23 protein-coding genes and 1 tRNA gene are annotated in these 21438 nt (G+C 39.4%); 15 read left to right on the plus strand and 9 right to left on the minus strand.

Annotation, left to right across the window (positions count from 1 at the left end; all coding sequences use genetic code 11):
* Positions 1-36 precede the first annotated feature (36 nt).
* Positions 37-423 carry a Co2+/Mg2+ efflux protein ApaG gene (gene apaG / locus R1T16_RS11665; protein WP_317501284.1) on the minus strand — a complete coding sequence of 129 codons (387 nt, stop codon included), beginning with the start codon at positions 421-423 and terminating at the stop codon, positions 37-39.
* 114 nt (positions 424-537) lie between these two features.
* On the minus strand, positions 538-1806 hold the full coding sequence (locus tag R1T16_RS11670) for a DUF5103 domain-containing protein (RefSeq protein WP_317501285.1): 1269 nt from the start codon (positions 1804-1806) through the stop codon (positions 538-540).
* A gap of 168 nt (positions 1807-1974) precedes the next feature.
* On the opposite strand from R1T16_RS11670, the gene R1T16_RS11675 reads away from it, so the two are divergent.
* Positions 1975-4782 (plus strand): insulinase family protein, encoded by a 2808-nt coding sequence (locus R1T16_RS11675; RefSeq protein WP_317501286.1) that lies wholly within the window; start codon positions 1975-1977, stop codon positions 4780-4782.
* Between the two features lie 76 nt (positions 4783-4858).
* Here the strand turns inward: R1T16_RS11675 and R1T16_RS11680 are convergent, their stop codons facing one another.
* The 3 genes from R1T16_RS11680 to map form a co-directional block, all read right to left on the minus strand.
* Positions 4859-5611 (minus strand): hypothetical protein, encoded by a 753-nt coding sequence (locus tag R1T16_RS11680; protein ID WP_317501287.1) that lies wholly within the window; start codon positions 5609-5611, stop codon positions 4859-4861.
* Positions 5612-5754: 143 nt separating this feature from the next.
* Positions 5755-6522 carry a class I SAM-dependent methyltransferase gene (locus R1T16_RS11685; protein ID WP_317501288.1) on the minus strand — a complete coding sequence of 256 codons (768 nt, stop codon included), beginning with the start codon at positions 6520-6522 and terminating at the stop codon, positions 5755-5757.
* 74 nt (positions 6523-6596) lie between these two features.
* A complete protein-coding gene (gene map, locus R1T16_RS11690) occupies positions 6597-7415 on the minus strand; it encodes a type I methionyl aminopeptidase (protein ID WP_317501289.1) in 819 nt (272 codons plus the stop codon).
* A 127-nt stretch (positions 7416-7542) separates the two neighbouring features.
* Here map and R1T16_RS11695 point away from each other — a divergent pair, with 127 nt between their 5' ends.
* Positions 7543-8817, plus strand: coding sequence for an acetyl-CoA hydrolase/transferase family protein (locus tag R1T16_RS11695; RefSeq protein WP_317501290.1), 1275 nt, complete (start codon positions 7543-7545; stop codon positions 8815-8817).
* A 52-nt stretch (positions 8818-8869) separates the two neighbouring features.
* Here R1T16_RS11695 and gpmI read toward each other — a convergent pair whose 3' ends face one another.
* A complete protein-coding gene (gpmI, locus tag R1T16_RS11700) occupies positions 8870-10390 on the minus strand; it encodes a 2,3-bisphosphoglycerate-independent phosphoglycerate mutase (RefSeq protein ID WP_317501291.1) in 1521 nt (506 codons plus the stop codon).
* 339 nt (positions 10391-10729) lie between these two features.
* Here gpmI and R1T16_RS11705 point away from each other — a divergent pair, with 339 nt between their 5' ends.
* Positions 10730-11434 carry a murein L,D-transpeptidase catalytic domain family protein gene (locus R1T16_RS11705; protein ID WP_317501292.1) on the plus strand — a complete coding sequence of 235 codons (705 nt, stop codon included), beginning with the start codon at positions 10730-10732 and terminating at the stop codon, positions 11432-11434.
* Here R1T16_RS11705 and R1T16_RS11710 read toward each other — a convergent pair.
* Positions 11423-13015: a murein L,D-transpeptidase gene (locus R1T16_RS11710; protein ID WP_317501293.1), complete on the minus strand. Its 1593-nt coding sequence runs from the start codon at positions 13013-13015 to the stop codon at positions 11423-11425. The genes R1T16_RS11705 and R1T16_RS11710 overlap by 12 nt on opposite strands.
* A gap of 82 nt (positions 13016-13097) precedes the next feature.
* Entirely contained in the window at positions 13098-13535 is a 438-nt protein-coding gene (locus R1T16_RS11715; protein ID WP_317501294.1) for a GNAT family N-acetyltransferase, read from the minus strand.
* Between the two features lie 97 nt (positions 13536-13632).
* Here R1T16_RS11715 and R1T16_RS11720 point away from each other — a divergent pair, with 97 nt between their 5' ends.
* The 4 genes from R1T16_RS11720 to R1T16_RS11735 all read left to right on the plus strand — a co-directional run bounded on the left by R1T16_RS11720 (position 13633) and on the right by R1T16_RS11735 (position 16066).
* Positions 13633-14037, plus strand: a complete 405-nt coding sequence (locus R1T16_RS11720; protein WP_317501295.1) for a carboxypeptidase-like regulatory domain-containing protein — start codon at positions 13633-13635, stop codon at positions 14035-14037.
* Entirely contained in the window at positions 14022-14528 is a 507-nt protein-coding gene (locus tag R1T16_RS11725) for a hypothetical protein (RefSeq protein ID WP_317501296.1), read from the plus strand. The genes R1T16_RS11720 and R1T16_RS11725 overlap by 16 nt, the downstream gene beginning before the upstream one ends.
* 154 nt (positions 14529-14682) lie before the next feature.
* Positions 14683-14755 (plus strand) — tRNA-Gly (locus tag R1T16_RS11730).
* An 85-nt stretch (positions 14756-14840) separates the two neighbouring features.
* A protein-coding gene (locus R1T16_RS11735; protein ID WP_411162031.1) for an IS3 family transposase occupies positions 14841-16066 on the plus strand; the annotation gives its coding sequence in 2 pieces (ribosomal slippage) (positions 14841-15162 and positions 15162-16066; 1227 coding nt in all).
* An 86-nt stretch (positions 16067-16152) separates the two neighbouring features.
* Here R1T16_RS11735 and pepE read toward each other — a convergent pair.
* The gene (gene pepE / locus R1T16_RS11740) at positions 16153-16860 is read right to left on the minus strand and encodes a dipeptidase PepE (protein ID WP_317501297.1); all 708 of its coding nucleotides are present in this window, start codon (positions 16858-16860) and stop codon (positions 16153-16155) included.
* Positions 16861-16971: 111 nt separating this feature from the next.
* Here pepE and R1T16_RS11745 point away from each other — a divergent pair, with 111 nt between their 5' ends.
* From R1T16_RS11745 to R1T16_RS11780, 8 genes are read left to right on the plus strand one after another with little or no spacing between them, the layout of a single operon-like run.
* Complete coding sequence (locus tag R1T16_RS11745; protein ID WP_317501298.1) at positions 16972-17685, plus strand: hypothetical protein; 714 nt, start codon at positions 16972-16974, stop codon at positions 17683-17685.
* Positions 17675-18409, plus strand: coding sequence for a hypothetical protein (locus R1T16_RS11750; RefSeq protein WP_317501299.1), 735 nt, complete (start codon positions 17675-17677; stop codon positions 18407-18409). The genes R1T16_RS11745 and R1T16_RS11750 overlap by 11 nt, the downstream gene beginning before the upstream one ends.
* Positions 18399-18899 (plus strand): hypothetical protein, encoded by a 501-nt coding sequence (locus R1T16_RS11755; RefSeq protein ID WP_317501300.1) that lies wholly within the window; start codon positions 18399-18401, stop codon positions 18897-18899. The genes R1T16_RS11750 and R1T16_RS11755 overlap by 11 nt, the downstream gene beginning before the upstream one ends.
* Positions 18856-19122, plus strand: coding sequence for a hypothetical protein (locus R1T16_RS11760; RefSeq protein WP_317501301.1), 267 nt, complete (start codon positions 18856-18858; stop codon positions 19120-19122). Before R1T16_RS11755 ends, R1T16_RS11760 begins: the two co-directional genes overlap by 44 nt.
* Entirely contained in the window at positions 19112-19480 is a 369-nt protein-coding gene (locus R1T16_RS11765; RefSeq protein ID WP_317501302.1) for a hypothetical protein, read from the plus strand. Before R1T16_RS11760 ends, R1T16_RS11765 begins: the two co-directional genes overlap by 11 nt.
* Positions 19473-19868 carry a hypothetical protein gene (locus tag R1T16_RS11770; RefSeq protein ID WP_317501303.1) on the plus strand — a complete coding sequence of 132 codons (396 nt, stop codon included), beginning with the start codon at positions 19473-19475 and terminating at the stop codon, positions 19866-19868. Before R1T16_RS11765 ends, R1T16_RS11770 begins: the two co-directional genes overlap by 8 nt.
* The gene (locus R1T16_RS11775) at positions 19861-20622 is read left to right on the plus strand and encodes a hypothetical protein (protein WP_317501304.1); all 762 of its coding nucleotides are present in this window, start codon (positions 19861-19863) and stop codon (positions 20620-20622) included. The genes R1T16_RS11770 and R1T16_RS11775 overlap by 8 nt, the downstream gene beginning before the upstream one ends.
* Positions 20612-21403 carry a hypothetical protein gene (locus R1T16_RS11780; protein WP_317501305.1) on the plus strand — a complete coding sequence of 264 codons (792 nt, stop codon included), beginning with the start codon at positions 20612-20614 and terminating at the stop codon, positions 21401-21403. The genes R1T16_RS11775 and R1T16_RS11780 overlap by 11 nt, the downstream gene beginning before the upstream one ends.
* The last annotated feature ends 35 nt before the right edge of the window (positions 21404-21438 follow it).

A 21438-nucleotide genomic window follows, 5' to 3' on the forward strand; every position in this document is an offset into this window, starting at 1 on the left:
TAATACAGGAAAAAGGGTAATCTATTGACTATTATGTTAGTTTACGGCAAATGGCGCACTAAGCCTGAAAGTGGGTACAATAACCCTGAATGTACGCGTTGTGGTAAAATTGATCATGTTGAAGTAACCCCTCATAGCCCCAAACGGAGATGCCAGTAGGCAGCCTGAGCTGTAGGTGTGTTTCTCTCCCGGTTTAAGTACTGGTTTTTTACCTATAACACCTTCGCCGTCTACGGTCTCTATGTCATTAAGAGAATCGTATATCTCCCAATGGCGCGTGTTTAGCTGTACTGAATCTTTGCTTTGGTTCTCTATGGTTATCTCATAGCTGAATGCAAACTGAATCCTGTAATTTTTAAAGTAAGTGCCTTCAAAATTAGTGGATACCGATATTTTTATGCCTCGTGTTATCTGTGTTACCATACTTCACCTTCTTAAACGGGTTCTAAATACTGCCCCAAAAATACAAATTTATTAAATTACAGGCTACCTTTTAAACATTAAATTAATAGTAAGTAATATTTAACTAATTGAAATTTAGTTGATAATGTTTTCTGAATTTGCCTGCCCAATGCCAATTACCCTGTCATAACGCTGTCCGTTCTCCCTGTAATATACCAAAACGGTATAGTCGTTTTCAGTCTGGTAAAAGTTACCGTCAATGGCGTGCTCACCATCTACAACGCCATTTTTGTCGGCAATTAGATACTGGTAGTTATTAAAGCCCTGTTTTATCATTACTGCCTTTTCGTAAGTGGCCGTCTTTTCGTTGTAATCCATCTTGTATTCCGGTGTTTTTGCGTAGTTGTTAAACATGCCGCCTACATAGATGTCTTTCTTTTCATAATATAATGGAGCGCTAAGCGAAAAGAAGACCCATGTGTAGTCTGACTCAAGCCCTGGATTTGTGACGCTAAGGTTGATATTCCTGGTTTGGAAATTACCATTTACGTCTGGGTAAAAAGTATAGGCGCTTCCCCTTCGGGCAGCGTTAGGGTATAATATGGTGTTGTAGATTTCGCCGGCTGTAATACGTAATACATTGTTCACCGCATTCCTAATGTCCTTGTTTTCGAAATACATAAATTCATTGCCGGCCCAAAACTGCGTTTCCTTGTCATACCTGTAAATAAGATCGTTGCCTATGGTATATTGTGGTTTAACATTGTAAATGGCAGAGTCAAATCTTCCGTTTTGAAAAAGCGCCACCTTTACATTTTGCAAAGGGCTTTGAAATTGTATCGAAGCACTTTTGATAGAGAAGTCAAGATTTTGTTTTTCCTGTATTACCTCCATGTTTCTTGCTCTCTTCACCTGAACGGGTACAGATACCTGCTCTTCATAAAGCACAAACCTTCGTGTAAAAACCACTTCGCGATCGTCGTTAAGTATTTTTAGTACATAATTTCCTGAAAGCAGCAGTGTGGTAAATTTATTAGGAAACGTAAGTGTATAGCGTGAATAGATCTGCAGTGTGTTAAAAGAATTTTCGTAAGCCTGAATCCTCTGGTTGTCAAACCCCTGTATATAATCGTTTACAGTAAGCATGGACGACGGAGTCCAGTCGTAATTGCAATGTGTTATTGTGTAATAATAGTTGGCCTCATTGCCAAACAGGTCGTCAAAAACAAAAGCAAAGCTTTCGCCTAATCTAAAAAACGGATATACGTTAGCAGCATCTTTGATGAAAGAAGCTGTTTTGATGTTGTAAGGCGGCGCAATTTCCTGCTGTACCTGTGCTGAAAGGTTAACTGATATAAATAAGAAAAGAGATAAGGCGATACACCTTTTAATTGCGCTCTTCATTGTGTTTTTGGTTTTATTAGTGAACGTAAATATAGCAATATATATTATATCTGCCATTTTAACTAATCAAGAAGCACGCCAAAAAAACATATAGGTTTTTGTGTGTTAAAAATAATAATCTCTTATTTTTAAAGTTATTATGATGCCAACTACTTAAACCAATTTACAATGAAACATTTCAAATTATGGATGTTCCTTATGGCTGTGCCTTTGGCGGGCACTGCACAGGGACTGAAGGGTTCAGACCCAATTCCGTTAGACCCTGCCGTGAAGACCGGTAAGCTTAAAAACGGATTGACTTACTACATCAGGAAAAACGCCAAACCCGAAAGCAAAGTTGACTTGAGGCTTGTTATCAATGCGGGTTCTATTCTTGAAGATGACGACCAGCAGGGGCTTGCCCACTTTATGGAACACATGTGTTTTAACGGTACAAAACGTTTTCCTAAAAACCAGCTGGTAGACTACCTGCAAAGCATAGGAGTAAAATTTGGGCAGCACTTAAATGCCTACACCAGTTTTGATGAAACTGTTTATTTCCTGCCGATACCAAGCGACGACCCGGCAAAACTTGAAAAAGGTTTTGAGATAATCGAAGACTGGGCGTTTAACACCATTCTTTCTCCTGAAGAAATAGATAAGGAAAGGGGTGTAGTGCTCGAAGAATACCGCCTTGGTCTTGATGCTGATAACAGGATGGAGAAAAGGTTTATGCCCAAGATGATGTATAAGTCGCATTATGTAGACCGTTTTCCTATAGGGCAGAAAGCAATACTCGAGAATTTTACGTACGACAAGATCAAAAAGTTCTACAGAGACTGGTACAGACCAGATCTTATGGCTGTCATTGTAGTAGGTGATATTGATGTTGCCGAAATGGAAAAAAAGGTAATAGCACATTTCTCATCGTATGAAAATCCAAAAAACGCACGCCCGAGAAAATTTTATGAAGTGCCTAACCATAAAGAAACTTTTGTAGCTATTGAAAGCGATAAAGAGGCTGATGGAAGCCAGGTGCGCCTGGTGTATAAAGATTATGATACTGCAAAACCAATAGTTACTGTCGATGATTACAAAAAAAGGCTGACAGAACGTTTGTTTGCGGTAATGCTTAATAAAAGATTCCGCGAGCTTACAAATTCGCCTACACCGCCGTTTACTTTCGGAGGAAGCTCTCACGGCGGAATCATGGCACGCGATAAAGAAGCATATAGTTCTTTTGCCATGACGCAGGATGGTAAACAGCTGGATGCTCTTAAAACACTGGTTGAAGAAAATAACCGTGTTAAGAAATTTGGTTTTACGCAGGGTGAGTTTGAAAGAGCCAAAATTGATGTGCTTGCCGGAATGGAAAATGCGTATAATGAAAGAGAGAAAATGAATTCTGCTGCTTTTGTTGGGCAGTATCAGGGAAACTTTCTTGATAAAGAACCGGCACCCGGCATAGAATGGACATATAATGCCATAAAAAAAATGCTTCCTGATATCAAACTGACTGATATCAATTCACTTGTCAATGGTTATATAAAAGATGATAACCGCGTTGTTGTGATAACCGGTCCTGAAAAGGACAACATAAAAAAACCTACGGAGCAGGAAGTGCTTGCTGTCCTTAATACTCCAAGCGATAACCTTAAGCCTTACGACGAAGGTACAACGGCTGTGGGATTATTGCGTAAAGAGGTTAAGCCGGGAAGCATAACGAAAAAAGAAAACAATGCTAGGCTCGGTACAACAACATTAACACTTTCTAACGGTGCAAAAGTAACCTATAAGAAAACCGATTTTAAAAATGATGAGGTGTTGCTTGAAGCGGTTAGTTTTGGCGGATCAAACCTATATACTTATGAGGAATCTTTAAAGACGGAATGGGCACAGTCTGGTCTTTCGCAGGCAGGTTTTTCAGGGCTCAAGCTAAACGATATCAATAAATTTATGACAGGTAAAATAGCGAGGGTAAATCCGTATATATACGAAGACACCGAAGGGTTAAGGGGTAATGCAGCTCCAAAAGACATGGAGTATATGTTCCAGATGATACACGCCTACTTTACCGACCTGAATTTTGATACGGAAGCTTACGAAGGTTACAAGAAAAAGCAAATCTCAATGTTTGCTAATATGGGCTCTAACCCTGAGGGTTATTTTACAAGCGAATTTCGAAAATTTACAAATAAAGATAACCCAAGGTATACACCTATGTTTCCGGGAGATGAAGACTGGGCCAGGACCGATTATCAGCTTGCCTATAATAAATATAAAGAACGTTTTGCCAATGCCGGCGACTTCCAGTTCTTTTTTGTGGGTAACATAGACGATAAGGCTATAGAGGACTTTTCGGCAAAATATATTGCGTCGCTCCCTGCAACAGATAAAAGGGAGAAGATTGTTGATCTGGGTATACGTTCTTTAAAAGGAGAACATAAAAAGATCATTTACAAAGGTTCTGAGCCTAAGAGCAAAGTTTTAATACGTTTTCGCGGAGAAACAACTTATACGCCGAAAGAAGATCTTGCTATGCAGGCGTTAGGCGAAATATTAACCATTAAGCTTATTGAGCAGCTAAGGGAAAAAGATAGCGGTGTATATACTGTGAATGCAAGCGGCGGTTTAAGTAAAATGCCTCATGGCGCCTACCGTTTCACCATAAGTTTTCCGTGCGGCCCTGAAAACACAGACAAGCTTACAGAGGCCGCATTAGCTGAACTTAAAAAACTGGTAGATAACGGCCCTGAAGCTAAAGACCTTGCTAAATATAAAGAAGGTGAACTTTTAGACTATAAAAAGAATATTAAGGAAAACCGTACGTGGATGAGCAATTTAAAAAACTCCTATACTGAAGGTGAAAATCCTGAAGATATATTAGTATATGAAGAAAAAGTAAATGCGCTGACCGCAAAAGATATTCAGGCAGTAGCCAAAAAATACCTGACTAAAGAAAAAATTGTTGGAGTGCTAATGCCGGAAAAAAGCTAAGTATTACTTTGTTATAAGGTTAAAAATAAAACCCCTGCTAGATTTTAGCAGGGGTTTCTTGATTTTGTGTAAATGATTATTCGAATTCAAAATAGTTAAATGTGCTCGTGTTGACTTGGCCCGATGTAGATCCGACGGATTTAATCAGATATCCTTGTGTATTATATGTATTGGTGTAAACAGCTGTGAAGTTTTGTTCGTCACCAGCAAATGTATGGGTAAGGTAATTATTTACTCCACCTTCAAGTTCAGCAAATTTCATAATTTCAAATCCAGAGACATTTTTATAGGGACCGTTTTTATTGTCAAAAGTGTAAGTATGTGTTTCAACAGGGCCTTCACTATACTTACGAACAAGTTTAGTAATGTTACCATTGCTCAGGGTAAGTTCGGCAGTAGCATTGAGATATAAAGTAGTATCTTCTTCTTCCAAATCCAGGTCATATTCTTTAATGCTAACCGTATTGTTGCTATCATAAGTGTATTTCACTACCTTGCGTTGTAATATATCTAAATCATCTGCAGTAACTGTTACCAGTTTATCGGCTTCATATTCAAGAGTTTTTTTAATTACCAGATCACCTTCAATATATTGATTAATATATTTTATTTTTCCATTCTCATAGGTGTAGTCTTCATAGGAATTGTCGTCCCAGTTGATACGTTTAATAGTCTTGCCGTCAAATTCAAAATTAGCGTTTACAATCTCGCCATCTTCAAACGTATCAGATCCTGATTTTGGAAGCAGTTCAGGAGTTTTTGCATCGTCATCGTTGTGACACGAGGTTAAAAACAAAAATGTTAGTGCGGTGATAAACAGGTTTTTCATAATAGGTTTAGTATAATTGTTTTGAATAGTAAGAACGTTTTGATTAAGAAATTATTATAAAGCTAAATCTTACATTATTACTCAAAAGAAAACCCCTGCTAGATTTTAGCAGGGGTTTCTTATTTGTATAGATATGTATAAAATTAATCTTTATAACAAACTGGTATTATCTCGCCTTTAGCAAGGCAAAAGCGTTCTACTGCTTCGGGAGTAAGTTTTTTTGTGTAGTCTTCTTCAACAACCCTGAAGCCTATGCTTCTCAGCTTGTCAAAATAATCGCGGCCGTAAACCCTTACATGGTCATATTGGCCAAAGATGCGCGCGCGTTCTTTTGGGTCGGTAATACTGTTATCTTCAAAAGTTGTATCTCTGTTAAGATCCTGCGGAATCTGGAATATTCCCATGCCGCCCGGTTTAAGTACGCGGTATAACTCCTGCATCGCCTTAGTGTCATCAGGAATGTGTTCAAGAACGTGGTTGCAAAGTATAAGGTCGTATGCGTTAGCCTCAAATGGGAGGTTGCATATATCGGCTTTTACGTCGGCTAGAGGCGAATACAAATCGGTTGTAGTGTAATCCAGGTTTTTCTGGTTACGGAAGCGTTTGTAAAAAGCCTGCTCAGGAGCAAAGTGCAGTACTTTTTTGTGCGATGTAAAAAAGTCGGTTTCCCTGTTCAGGTAAAGCCACAACAGGCGGTGCCTTTCCAGAGAAAGTGTTCCCGGAGCCAAAACGTTATTACGCTGATGCCCATAACCGTAGGGTAAAAAGTTTTTAAAACTTTTCCCGTCTATAGGGTCGGTATACGTTTTTCCCTTTAAGGCAAATGCCAATACCGGCCTTGCAACATAGCTAAGCCTTATTAGTAAAGGGCGGGGAATAGTATTAAGTATAAATTTGAATAGTTTCTTCATAGTATGGCTTTACCACAAATTTTACGAACTGCACTAATTAATTTGTGTGATTAGTGTAATCCGTGGCTAAATAATTAAACCACAAACGGCGTCGTCCTAAACTCATCTTCTTCATTGCTTACAATGCCTAATGCTTTGTAAACGTATGCAAAAGTAGAAAGCAGCTCCGGTTTACCGTTTACAAGAGCAACATCGTGCTCAAAGTGTGCACTCGGTTTACCATCGCGGGTTACAATTGTCCAGCCGTCTTTAAGTTGTTTTATGTTTTTGGTTCCCATGTTTATCATAGGTTCAATGGCTACAACCATTCCTTCTACAAACATTTTTCCGCGGCCGCGTTTGCCATAGTTTGGCATGTTTGGCTCCTCGTGCATTTTTTTGCCAAGTCCGTGGCCTACAAGTTCACGAACTACACCGTAACCATGTGCCTCGGTATATTTCTGGATGGCATTACCCACATCTTCAACTCGGTTGCCTGCTTTAAATTCGCGAATGCCCACATACAGCGATTCTTTAGTTACCTGAAGCAGTTTTTTGGTTTCAGGGGCAACTTCTCCTATCTCAAAAGTATAGGCATGGTCACCGTAATATTCGTTCATGATGGCGCCACAGTCTACCGATACTACGTCGCCTTCTTCAATAGGGCGGCTAGTAGGCAGTCCGTGTACTATTTGTTCGTTTACGCTGGTAAGAAGCGTAGACGGGCAGCCGTATAGGCCAAGGAAACCCGGAACAGCACCATTGTCACGGATGAACTCTTCCGCCAGTTTATCAAGGTGTAAAGTCGTTACACCCGGTTTTATTTCAGAGGCAATCATGCCTAATGTTTTAGAAACGATAAGTGCGCTTTGGCGCATCAACTCAATTTGTTCTGTCGTTTTTGGGATAATCATATAAAAAATTTTTTCCACGGCAAAAGTACAACATTCCGCCGGAATATTTTTAAGAGCCTGCATAACATGAGATATGTCATGTTTTATATCTTTAGGGGACATTAATTTTGCTATAAACGTAATTGGTATGAGTAAATATGTAACCGCGGCAGAAGCCGTAAAAGTAATACAATCAGGTAACAGGATATATGTACAGGCAGCTGCAGCAACACCAACAGTCTTAACCAAAGCACTTGCTGAAAGGGCGCACGAACTTCGTGATGTGGAGGTTTGCCATATGCATACCGAAGGCGAAGCACCCTATGCAGATCCCGCGCTTAAGGATAGTTTTCACGTTAATTCATTTTTCATAGGCAAAAATGTACGACATACACTTGCAGCGGGCAATGGATCTTACACGCCGGTTTTTTTGAGCGAAATACCACGGTTATTCCGTAAAAATATAGTGCCGCTGGATGTGGTGTTTATTCATGTCTCGCCGCCTGATAGCCATGGGTATTGCTCGCTGGGCGTATCGGTAGAGGCTACAAAAGCGGCTATCGAGAATTGCAAAATAGTGATAGCGCAGGTCAATCCGCAAATGCCGAGAACTTTTGGCGACAGTGTTATCAGCCTTTCTGCAATAGATTATCTGGTTGAGGTTAATGTGCCTCTTTATGGGCATGGGAGTGCCGAAATTTCTGCGCAGGAGGAACTTATAGGAGGTTTTGTAGCATCACTTATAGAAGATGAGAGCACTTTGCAAATGGGAATAGGGTCAATACCCAATGCCGCGCTTGCTAAACTTACTAACCACAAAAATTTAGGACTGCATACAGAGATGTTCTCTGATGGTGTGATAGATCTTATAGAAAGTGGAGTAATTAACTGTAAATATAAAGGGGTGACCAAGAATAGGGCGCTGGCTACATTTCTTATAGGGTCACAGCGTTTGTATAATTTCGTTAACGATAATTCGTTTATCTCCATGCGCGAATCTTCTTTTGTAAACGATACTGCTGTTATACGCCGAAATCCCAAAATGGTGGCAATAAATTCGGCTATAGAAGTTGATATTACAGGACAGGTATCAGCCGATTCTATTGGGTCTAAAATGTATTCGGGGGTAGGGGGACAAATGGATTTTATCCGTGGGGCTTCTCTAAGCGAAGGAGGTAAAGCAATAATAGCCTTGCCATCGGCTACTAAAAATGGCGAAAGCAAAATTGTGCCGTTCCTTAAACAGGGTGCTGGCGTGGTAACAACGCGTGCCCACGTTCAGTATGTGGTTACCGAATATGGAATTGCCGACCTCTATGGTAAAACCCTTAAACAGCGTGCGGTGGCAATGACAAATATTGCGCATCCTGATCACAGGGAGTCTATAGACCGCGCCTATTTTGAATCGTTCAGGAATGTGTAATAAAAAAGAGTCTTACTAATTTAGTAAGACCCTTTTTCACATTGATGTACAATTACGACACCAGCGAATTCCTTGTCATAACAGCTGGCTTCTCAAGTCCCATAAGGTCAAGGATAGTAGGGGCAAGATCTCCCAGAATACCATCTTTAACATGTTTAAGCTCTTTGTCAACCAAGATTATAGGTACCGGATTTGTTGTGTGTGCTGTGTTAGGCGATCCGTCAGGATTTATCATTGTTTCGCAGTTACCGTGATCGGCAATTACGATAGTAGTATAATTATTTTCAAGGGCAGTCTCAATAACTTCTTTTACGCAGGCATCAACTGCTTCGCAGGCTTTAATTGCAGCTTCCATAACACCTGTATGGCCTACCATGTCGCCATTGGCAAAGTTAAGGCATACAAAATCTACCTCACCTTTGTTAAGTTCAGGAACAAGCGCATCTTTAAGGTCAAAAGCGCTCATTTCAGGCTGCAGGTCGTATGTGGCCACTTTGGGAGACGGGCAAAGTAAACGTTTCTCGCCTTCAAAAGGCTCTTCACGGCCTCCTGAAAAGAAGAAGGTTACGTGAGGATATTTTTCGGTTTCGGCGATACGAATCTGTTTTTTACCGTTTCGAGACACTACTTCTCCAAGTGTTTCGGTTAGGTTGTCTTTGTCATAAACTACGTGGATATCTTTAAAGTTATCATCATAGTTAGTCATGGTTACAAAGTACAGTTTTAGTTTGTGCATGTTCTGCTCATGAACATCAAATTGGCTAAGTACTTCGGTAAGCTGCCTTCCACGGTCTGTACGGAAGTTAAAGAAAATAACCACGTCATCTTCCTGGATAACTGCACGGGGCTGGTCGTTCTCATCTACCATTAGGATAGGCTTAATGAACTCATCAGTAATGCCGTCTTTGTAATTGTCCTGCATGCTTTCAATGGCATTGGTAGAATGTGCTCCTTCGCCATTAACCAAAAGATCATACGCCAGTTTTACTCTTTCCCAGCGCTTGTCGCGGTCCATGGCATAATAACGGCCGATGATAGAAGCGAGTTTTGCTTTTTTATCTTTCAGGTGGTGCTCAAGGTCAGATATGAAATTTACTCCTGATTTTGGGTCAACGTCACGCCCGTCTGTAAATGCATGGATGAAAACATTGTCAACTCCATCTGCTTCGGCAGCATCTATAAGGCCTTTAAGGTGATCTATGTGAGAATGTACCCCTCCGTTAGAAACCAGTCCTAAAAGGTGTACTTTTTTATTATTCTGCTTTGCATAGTTAAATGCGTCAACAAGTGGTTTTTCTGTTGCAAGGGTGTGGTTTTGCACCGCAAGGTTAATCTTTACAAGATCCTGGTAAACAATACGGCCGGCGCCAAGGTTCATGTGGCCTACCTCACTATTACCCATCTGTCCTTCAGGTAAGCCTACGTTTAGGCCGTCTGTGCGAAGCGACGCATTAGGGTAATTTTTATACAGGCTGTCAATAAACGGAACGTTTGCATTGTCTATGGCTGATACTTTTGGATCGGGCGATTTACCCCATCCGTCAAGGATCATTAAAATTACTTTTTTGTTCATTTTCAAGATGTTATTAATTTTTGGCACGATTTTGGGAATATATTAACCCGTAATCGAGGCTCTAAAATTACTATAATTTTGCCGGTTTTACATATTCTGAAGACGGTTTGTATTGTGTTTTATAAAAAATTTAGTATTATTTTAATATTGAGCACAATAACTTTATTTTGATTCCGTTGTATTAATTGATTATTAGATGAAAAAGAGGCACAGCCTGGGAAGAGGCCTGCCAAATGATAAATGTTAAATAATTGATTTTAACAGTGTTGCTATTTTTTGTTTAGATTTCTTTAACTTATTTTAGCATTCTGATTAAAAACACAACTACTAGAATTACTTATGGCTTACAACTTTTTTACGTCGGTTTTCTTTTTGTTCTTTTCTATTACCGCAACAACACCAAAACACGCCGCAACAACTGCTTCTACTACTAAAGCAGGAAATGCTGTATCCGAAACTGTTTCAGTTTACAATGAAATTAAGGCACATTCAGGGTCTGTACCCCAAATGGACTGCTTTTCTAAAGCCCTTAATGGTTATAAACGTCTAAAGGCCGAAGGAAAGATCAAGAAAAATATCTTAACCCTTATCGATTTCAGCCAGTCTTCTAATACAAAAAGGCTTTGGATAATTGATATGGCTACAAATACTGTATTGTATAATACTCTTGTAGCGCACGGAATGAAAAGCGGTGATGAATATGCCACTGATTTCAGCAATGCATCAAGCTCAAACAAAAGCAGTCTTGGTTTTTATGCCACGGGTGAGATTTACCAGGGAAAACATGGTGCTTCTTTACGTCTTGACGGCCTTGAGCAGGGGATAAACAGTAATGCACGCAACAGGTCTGTAGTAATGCACGCAGCAGATTATGTAAGCGAGACTTTCATAAAAATGCACAAGAGACTGGGCAGAAGCCAGGGATGTCCTGCTCTTCCGGCTAATCTTACTAAAGAAGTGATAAGCCTTATCAAAGACAAATCATGCCTTTTTATATATCATCCTTCTAAAACATACCTTTCTTCTTCTAAATTACTGTCGTAATTTTTTATAAAGGATATTGTCAAGATTGTAGATGTCATTTCTAAACTGAACACCGTCCCGGTCCATCCAGGCGGTCCAATATAACTGATGAACGTGGGTTTCTTTTTTGAGGCCCACGTTTTTTGTTTCAGCCCCGGCTATCATTTCATCCAGCTTTTCTTTTGTCCATCCGGCATCTTCTTTATCTATAATATATCCGGCAAGTTTTAAAGGTTCCTGCACACGTACACAGCCGGAACTTAGTGCCCTGTACCCTTTACTGAAAAGTTCCCTGTGGTTAGTGTCATGGAGGTATACGCTAAAGCTGTTCTTGAAATTGAATTTTACTAACCCTAGTGAGTTATTCACCCCCGGACCCTGTACATAACGGTAATGGTCTGCTTTTTCAGGATCCCATTCTTCAGGGTCGGTTGCTATAGTATCCTTATACCTGTATATTTTCATGTTATGATTGGCAAAATAACTCCTGTCTTCAGATGCAGAGGGAGTAAGATCTTCTTTAAGTATGGTAGGTGGTACCGTCCATGTAGGGTTAATAACCAAATTGCTGAGTATTGAGTGCAGCACCGGACTTCTCCTGCCGGGCTTGCCCACAACCACTTTATACAGTTGTACGGTATCCCTTCCGTTTTCCAGTACAGCCATTTGGAATTCAGGAATGTTTATTACAAGTGCTTTTGGCCCAAAATCATTGGCAAACCATCTCCAGCGCTCAAGATTAGCTACAATCTGTTGCTTTCTTTTTTCCAGGCTGATATTTAACGCAGCAACTGTGCTGCCGCTAACAATGCCGTTAGGGTAAATTCCATGTCGTTTCTGGAATTTTTTTACAGCGCGGAGTGTTGGGCGGTCAAACGTACTGCTTTTAGCATCTTCAGAACTAAGGTCTTTCCAAAATACGAGACGCGCTTTAATATCTGAAACCACTGCTCCCGAGTCTTTCAGTTTTATAACCGAATTTTTAGGTAGCACCGAAAAAGAGGCGTCGTCATTTAGCGAATTCAGAAATTTCATGCTTTTTCTAAGGCTTGCGTAGATTTTATGCGAAGGCCTGCATTTGTTTAGGGTTTCAGTAACAGAATGATCTGCCAGTGCATCGGTAAGCAGCTTGTTAGCATTTATAGATTTTGCGGGAAGTGCCCAGTCATAATACACATTGTAAGGTTTAAGCTTTCCTTTAAAAAGGTGGCTTGCCAGTTTTCTAAATGATTTGGTAAGTAGTATATCGTAGGTTACACACTCTTCTTTAGTAATAACAGTGTTATTCTCAAACGCCATTAATGCTTCAAGGTTGTAGTCAGCAGGCTTTAGACCGTCGTCCAGTGTTTGTTGTATAGCGAGGAGCAGCGATTTCCTGTCAGTATCTTTTACCCAGGCCGTTTTTAATCCGTTACCTTTATAAAAGGACTGTACGGCATCAGGTTGGCCGTCAAGCAATGCTGTATCTATATTGTGAGAAGCGTTTTTAAGTTGCCTGGTATCTGCCGCCGGCTGGGGCAATTTATCGCTGCCCCCTATAGTGTTTTTGCAGGATGGGAGTAAAAAAATAAACAGCAATATGGTTAAGGCTGCATTCTTCATTTGTGTTTGAATTTAGCTTATCCTAAAATTACAAAACAAAAGATTGCGAAAAATGTAATTATTTGTAAAAGAGAGGTTAAAGTTAAGCCTCTCTGTACATAACATGGTGTATGCCTATATCGCCTAAGGTAAAAGGATTTCCGATAATTTTGTAGCCCATTTTATCATAAAAACCAACAGCAATTTCGCGCGCGTTGAACCAAATGGCTTCTCCGCCTGCTGTTTTTATATACTCTTCGGCAGCTTTTACAAGCTTCTCGCCAAGGCCTTTTTTCTGGTACGAATCCAGTACTGCCATTCCTCTAAGCTGAAACTGCTTTTGCTGGGGTAAAAGGGGAGTAGCTGCCTCAAAAACCGATACGATGCCGGCAATTTTTTCGCCTTCAAAAATGCCAAAGTGTACGGTAGATGGTAAATCATCGCCCTCAAAAATGCACGATTCTATAGGTTTTCCCGGTCGTAGAACAGGTAGGCGAACAGCAAAAGTTTCTTTTGACGGAATTTGTTTTATGGAATACATAAGGAGTTGTTTAGAGCCAAAAATAAATAAATGTTTATGTTTTACATCTAAATATATCTGGAGAAAATATATTTTAGCCACATTTATTTATGAGTTTATGAAAAATATTTTTTTGATATTCTTTTTTCTAAGTATAAATGCAATTGGCCAGGCTGTTGAGGTAATTGGTTTTTCTTCTAAACAACCTGTTTCATTTGCTTCAATAGCTTACTATAAAAAAGGAAATATTATTGCGGGGGATTATGCCGATAAAAATGGTAAATTCAACCTCAATGTGCAGGATTTTGAAATGATTGAGATTTCGTGTATAGGATATGAAACCAAAAAAATAAATAAAGCAGATGTTGCTAAACAGGTCTTTTTGATGGAAGTGCCAATAGACCTAAATGAAGTGGTTATTAATTCAAATGCAACTTTCGACATAGGTTATAGTAAAAGTAAACGAAAGAAAATAAATTCAAGGCTGGGTATTGGCAAATTATCCAAATGGCAACTTTTATAGTAAACCCTTTTAAAACCCCGGTAGTTATAAAGTCGGTTTCTTTTAATGTTTTAAGTATAACAGGGCATCCTGCATACAGGCTCCATTTGTACCGTAAGCAACAGCAAAAAAATAGCGTTGGAGAAGATACTCCCGGAGAAGACATCCTTACCAAAGATTTGGTTTATTATTTAGATGAAGATACCAAAGGATTGGTAGAGATTAGTTTAGACGAAATAAGTGTAGAAATGCCTGCTGATGGGGTTTATGTGGCTTTAGAAGGTTTGGGTTCTTATGATGCAAATGATAAAGCTGAAAATAACGGATTCATACCCGAAATGTTTCAGACGTACGAGCCTATTCATTGTTACAACTATGACTCTTTTAAGCGCTCAATAGGATGGGTTAATAACAATCAAAGAATGGCAAGAGATGAAAAAGCTATGAATATGAATCTTAGCAAAAAATCTTTTCTGGCTCCTTCTTTTGGATTAAAGGTTTATAAACCGTAACAGATTCCTGATTTCCTTTTAATAGTAAAAATTTAGTTTTTCCGTAACAAATTAGTAATAAATATATTAAATACGGAAGCGAAAAAAACCTTGATTTTTTTTATTGAAAAGTTTGCGAATATGGAAAGTGGTTGTATATTTGCACCACAATAATGCGGAAGTAGCTCAGTTGGTAGAGCTCCAGCCTTCCAAGCTGGTTGTCGCGAGTTCGAGCCTCGTCTTCCGCTCTGCAAAAAAGCCCAAACATCAAGTTTGGGCTTTTTTTGTCTTTATGTCCCGTCCTAAAATAAGTTGACACAAATTCGACTTATTATGAAAGATAACGAAAACAAGAGGCCCAGGCGTTCACAGCGAGATTATAATATGGCTTTTAAATTAGCCATAATTTCCCGGGTTGAAAAAGGCGAAGTGACCTATAAACAGGCTCAATCTACTTATGGTATTCAAGGGCGAAGCACAGTTTTGGTCTGGTTAAGAAAATTTGGTAATTTAGACTGGAGCAAACCAAATCTGTTATTTATGTCTAAATCCAAAGAAACCCCAGCTCAAATCATCAAAAGGCTTGAAAAGGAACTGGCAGATGAACAACTAAAGAACAAGATACTTAATACCATGATTGATATTTCCGATAGTTAATATGGCACTCAGATCAGAAAAAAGTTTTCTCCCAAACCATCTTCCGCCTCCGGCAAAAAGAAAGAATAAGTTTATCTAGAAGTTGCCGATTGTTTGGGATTAGCAGGCAGGCTTTATATCAGGAACAGGTAAGGATTAGTCAAAGAGAATCTGAATTTTTGAAATTAAAAGATTTGGTTCTTAGCATAAGATTGGAAATGCCACGTATAGGTACACGCAAACTGTATTATCTTCTTTCACAACGATTTCCCCAGCATGGGATAAAGATAGGGCGCGATGCATTATTTGACTATTTGAGAAGGGAGAATTTACTTGTAAGACCAATGAAAAGTTATACTAAAACCACTTTTTCAAAACATTGGCTGCGTAAGTATGATAATCTCTTAAAAGGATGTAAACTTGAGCGGCCTGAACAAGTATATGTTAGTGATATTACTTATGTGAAATCACATGAAAGAACACATTATCTATCCTTAGTTACTGATGCATACAGTAGAAAAATAGTAGGCTATAAACTTAGTGATGATATGACTACGGAGAATGTCATACAAGCTCTGAAAATGGCTATTAAGAACCGAAAATCAAAATTACCACTTATCCATCACTCTGATAGAGGATTACAATATTGTTCTAAGGTTTATCAGGATATATTAAATCAGAACGGTATTAAACCATCAATGACAGATGGATATGACTGTTATCAAAATGCTTTGGCAGAAAGAATAAATGGAATTTTAAAAAGTGAATTCCTTATTTATAAATGTAAAGATGGAGCAACATTAGAAAAGCTTATAAATGTAGCAATAGATACTTATAATATCAAAAGACCACATTTAAGTTTAATGATGAAAACTCCTAACTTTATACATGAAAAAACCAGTCAAGAAAACCTGACTGGTTGATGTAATTTTTATTGTAAAACTTGTCAACCTATTTTAGGACGACTCATTAACAAAAGCTTCTGCATTGCAGAAGCTTTTATGTTTTTTTATTTAAGCCACGATAAATCACTCCCGGCTTCAATCTCTTCGGGCTGCTGCTCCTGGCGGAAAAGCCTTGCTTTAAGCTCGCCTCTCAAGACAATCGTTTCGCCGTATACTTCAAGCCAGCTGCCCTCGCGAAGCCCTAAAACAGGCTGCCGATTTATTTTGTGGAATTCATTTATTCGTGTCTCGCGGGTTTCCCCCATGTGTGTAGAACCTTCAACAGGGTCAAGGTAATGCGGGTTCAGGTTAAAAGGCACTAGTGCTAGTGTATTAAAACTTGGAGGATAGATAATGGGCATATCGTTTGTGGTTTGCATTGTCAGTCCGCAAATGTTGCTCCCCGCACTGCTTCCCAAATACGGCGTGCCGTTTTCAACCGCATTTTGAATAGCAGTAAGTACATTGTTGTTATATAGTTGGGTAACAAGTAAGAAAGTGTTACCACCGCCTGTAAATATCGCCTCGGCATTGGCTACAGCCTCTGCAGGATTGTCAAACTCATGTAATCCTTTTACATCTATGTTTAACGGGGCAAATGTATCAGCTACCCGTTTTGTGTAATCATCATGACTTATGCCGCCGGGCCTTGCATACGGAACAAACAGCAGAGAACTGCATCCTTTAAAATGAGACGCCAGTACAGGCAGGAGATATTCAAGGTAAGCACCGCCATGTAAAGTAGATGTGCTCGCAATAATTAGTTTTTTCATTCGTTAAATAAGTGTAAGAAAAGGTAAAGTTACAAAGTTTTGTATGTTCAGGGAAGCCTGCCTTACTAATGATCTTTTTTTATGATTTTTTAATCACCTAAACTCACTCGCTTGAAGAATTTGTTTTTCCTGTTTACTATTGTCACTTCAACAGTGCTTACGGCGCAGGAGCGTATGCCTGTTAAGGGAAAAATTAAATGTGATGCCACTGATCTGGAAGGCATCTATGTAATCAATAAAAATGCAGATGATTCTGTAAATACATTACGGGGCGGCTATTTTACCATTAATGCAAAAGTGAATGATACGCTTATATTCTCGGGTGTAAATATCATTGCTAAAGAAATAACATTAACCGATGAGGATGTTAAAAGCGAGCTGCTGATGGTTCCGGTAGAAAAATTTGTGCGCCAGCTTGACGAACTTATTATTGTAGATTACAGTAATATGATAAACTCAGAAACGCTGGGATTGGTACCGAAGGGGCAAAAGCGGCTAACAATGTCGGAAAAAAGGGTTTATACGGCACGTAATGGTGGCGACGGGCTACTGAATTTTTTATCGGGCCGTACTAAAATGCTTGAGAAGGCTAATGAAACAGCTGTCAAGGTTGACCTGCTGGACAAAATTGACTATATTTATACTGAGGAACAACTTATAAGCCAGTTCAAAATTCCGGCTGACTATCTAAGGGGGTTTGTATATTTTCTTGTGGAAGATGCTAATTTTGCGCGTGCCCTTAAGGATAAGAACGACACCATGGCACGGTTTCTTATGAGTGGGCTAAGCAGTAAATACCTCGAACTTATAAAGGATGAAAAATAAGCTTTTGCATATACTATTGTTTTTTATGACTATTGCCGCAACGGCTCAGGAGCGCCATACCCTTTCCGGCAAAATAGTGGCTAATGATGCAGGTGTTCCTAACGTTTACATCATAAATAAGGCAACGGGTAGAGAGGTTTCGTCTGACTATGATGGCAGATTTATGATAGAGGCCAGGCCCGGAGACAAGATTATAGCGTACAACACGAGAATCATCGTCAGGGAATTTAGCCTCCTTCCCGATTCTTTTAAAGAAAATCCGTATATAATAAGCGTTAACTATAATGCATATGAGCTTGAAGAGCTTGTTATCAATAAAAACGGAAGGTTAAATGCCGAATCGCTTGGGCTTGTGCCAAAGGGACAGATAAAGCGTACCGTAGCGGAAAGAAGATTGTATAGCGCAGGTACGTTTACTGTAGGTACCATTATAGGACTCGATCCTATTATAAACGCTATTTCGGGGCGTACAAAAATGCTTCGCAGGGCTTACGAAACCGAAAAGCAGGAAACGGTCTTCAGTAATATAAAGAACATCTACAGCGATGAGGATATTACAAGACAGTACAATATTCCCAAAGAAAATATAAACGGATTTATTTATTACCTCGTGGAACAGCAGGAATTTAAAGATGCTATAAAACAGGGTAATAAACAGTTTATTGATTTTTTAATGATGAATATGGCTAAGAAATTCCTTAACCTTCAGGAAGATGGTAAATAAACTACTATATTTTATGCTGTTTTTTTGCACTATAATGAGCCATGCGCAGCACCTTACAACATTTGCCGGGAGGGTAATGGCAGGACAGGAAGGTGTAAAGAACGTATTTGTGATCAATAAAAAAACAGGCAGCGAATCTAAAACTGATATTTCAGGCAATTTTTCGGTAGACGTCCAGGTGGGCGATATTATAGTTATTTATAATGCCAAAATACACGAGCGCCAGTTTACAATTAATCCCGAATTATTAAAGACGCAGCCATTTATTGTTCAGATTAACCAACAGGCGCTGGAAATGGATGAGCTTGTAATCAATAAATATGGGAGGGTAGATGAGGTTTCGCTTGGATTGGTTCCGGCCAACCAAAAGCGCTATACGGTAGCCGAACGAAGGTTTAAGGTTTGCAATGGGCGGAGGAATGCCTGTAATCTATCTGATAAACCTGATGAATGGAGAGATAGCCAAAGCAAAACGCGCAGTACGTACTGAGAAGAAGGTAATGATGATTGAAAGTCTTCAGGGGATGTATAACGAAGACGAGATTATGCAAATGTTTGGTATTCCTCAGGAAAATGTAAGTGGCTTTTTCTATTACCTGTCTGAAGATAAAGAATTTGCCCTGTTGGTTAAGCAGGGGAGAAAGCCTAATATAGATTTCCAGATGCTTAATTATGCAAAAGAATATATAGCCCTGCTTAAAGATGCAGAATAAAATTCTTGTATTGCTTTTATTTGTTTTCTCGGTCTGTGTGGGACAGGAGCGGGTGGCTTTTTTCGGGCGTGTAGTAGCTGATAATTTTGTTGTAGGTGATGTTTTTGTAATTAATAAGGCCTCAGGGTTGGAAACGAAAACCGACGCCAACGGTAATTTTACTATCGCTGCAAGAGTTGGCGATGTACTCATAGTTTATGCCGCTAAAGTTGAGCAGCGCCAGTTTACACTCAGTAAAAAATCGTTGGATGACGTACCATGCGTGTTTTCGGTAAACTATAAGGCTAATGAAATGGATGAACTTGTTATTAATAAGTATGGGGCTATAAATTCCGAGTCGTTGAGCCTTAGTGCCTAAGGGGCAGAAACAATACACCCAGCAGGAGAAAAAACTGTATGGAGCTTCGGGTAATAAGCCTTTATGGAAACATAGTTTGGGGCTTCTGGTAGGTTCTATGCTTCTTGACCCTTTTATAAATGCGATATCGGGCAGGATCAGCCGAATTACAAACGATGTAGCTAACGAGAAAAAACAACTGACTATACAAAAGATGAACATCTTTTTTACAGAAGATGAGATAGTGAACCGGCTAAAGGTTCCGAAAGGGTATGAGAAGGGTTTTGTTTTTTATGCTGCCGAAGATGAAGCTGTTCTGGCAGCACTCAATACGAAGACAGAGGCTGAACAGAGATTTATACTCACAGCACTTGCCGAAAAATACACCAACACCATAACCAATGAATAAATTCTTAACGTTTTTCCTGCTGGTTGCACCGGCTGTATTCCAAGGGCAGAATCGGCAGCTGCTTAAATGCAAGGTAATATCAGACGAGTATAAGGCAGTAGATGTTACTGTGAAGAATTTAGCTGCCGAAACGACTGTTGTAACAGATGAAGAAGGCAACTTTTCTATTGAAGCTGCAGTAGGCGATATCCTTGAATTTTCATCGCTAACCTTTAAAAAGTATACGCATTCGCTCAAGCCACAGGATTTTAGAGAGGAATTATTTGTGATACGATTAGAACCTTTAGCAATAATCCTCGATGAGATTAAAGTAGTGGGGATGACAGGTAATTTAGCGATAGATAGTAAAAAGCTGGCTGTAGACAAACTCTTCAATAAAGAATTTGATGCATCAGTAATAAACCTCAATGTTGTGCCCGAAAATCCTTTGGGTAATATGAACTTCATGGCAATCTTCGGGATGCTTGCCGATGCAGTCTCTCCTTCAAAACCCAAGCCTAAATACAGGGAAAGAGGATATTACCCAACAGTTCACCGTCCACCTTTTTCTGTTGTTATACAGCAAAACTATCCGTTGTCATTTTTTACCGATACCGTGCAGATTCCCAAGGAAAAACTGGCCTTATTTTTGCACTTTTGTAATCAGGATGCCAAGCTTTACCTGCTTGATCCTAAAAATGAGGCAGATCTTATCATTTTCCTCAAAAATAAATATACCTTATACCTAAACCAACCCGAAAATAATGAAAACTAAATTTTTATTCCTTTTGCTGCTGCTTTTGCCGCTCGCTGCCCTTGCCCAAAAAAGGCCAAGACAAATACTGCACGGAAAGGTTGTTGCCGACTCTATAGCTGTTGATAATATTACGGTACTTAATACCAACTCAAAAATACGTGCAGTGACTGATGCTGAAGGTAGCTTTACTATTTACGCCCGTGCAGAAGATACGCTCTATTTTTACGGTACCGCTTTTCGCGATGCTTCATTAGGGTTAAAGGAAGCACACCTTGCTGAAAACCCGCTTATGATTGGGCTTAACGTAGATGTTACGGTGCTTAATGAGATTGTTATTACTGCAAATCCGTTAACCGGGGAGCTGGCTAAGGATAGTAAGAATACAAAAACCCTCAGGCTAAATAAGGATCTTGATAATGAGACGGCCCAAAAACTTGATCTCCCTCCTGTAAGCAAAGCCAATGTAAACACAGCCCTGCCACAGATGTCCAGCCCATTGACCGGGGTGGATTTTGTGCAGGTTTATAAAATGATCTTTAAAAAGAAACCTAAGAAAAAAGATAAAGGTGAGATTTACGGCACTCCCGGTGTAAAGACTTTTGCCGAAACGGTAAAAGAACGCTATACCTACCATTTTTTTACCCAAACCCTTAAAATACCGGGAGAAGATATAGGTAAATTTCTTGTGTATTGTGACGAAGCCGAAGATTCTGCATGGCTGCTCGATCCTAAAAAAGATTTTGAGCTAACCGATTACCTTGTGGTAAAAAGCAAGGACTATCTTAAAAATGAAAAATAAACATTTCAGTTTGCTATATTTGGCCCTGTGATACA

The organism is Flavobacterium sp. DG1-102-2, assembly GCF_033042555.1.
In the GTDB taxonomy this organism is placed as follows: Bacteria; Bacteroidota; Bacteroidia; order Flavobacteriales; family Flavobacteriaceae; genus Flavobacterium.